Here is a 298-nt window from a genome sequence, read left to right on the forward strand (position 1 = left end):
TGCGTTCGCCGGCCACAATGGCCCTGATGATCCGCATGCCCGTAACCCCGGTGATATCGGAAACGACGTGATGAAGCTGCACGTTCATCTCCATCAGCGCCTTCTGCATGTGCTGGATATGGGACGCCGCATATTCGATCAGACGCTCGCGCTGCCGGAGTTAGGCACGCATGGTCGCCACGCCCGCCTCAGGACGAAAGCTCCCTCGCAATAGCCCATAGCTGTGAAGGCGTTGCAGCCAGGCCGCATCGCTGACATCGGTCTTTCGGCCCGGGACGTTCTTGGCGTATCGGGCGTT

Annotated in this window: 1 pseudogene; it reads right to left on the minus strand. The window is 61.1% G+C overall.

The window, feature by feature from the left end:
• Nucleotides 1–298 (minus strand): annotated as a pseudogene (locus MRBLMC3_RS21140) (IS110 family transposase); the annotation flags it as partial.

Origin of the sequence: Sphingobium sp. LMC3-1-1.1 (assembly GCF_040676285.1) — a bacterium.
GTDB lineage: Bacteria > Pseudomonadota > Alphaproteobacteria > Sphingomonadales > Sphingomonadaceae > Sphingobium.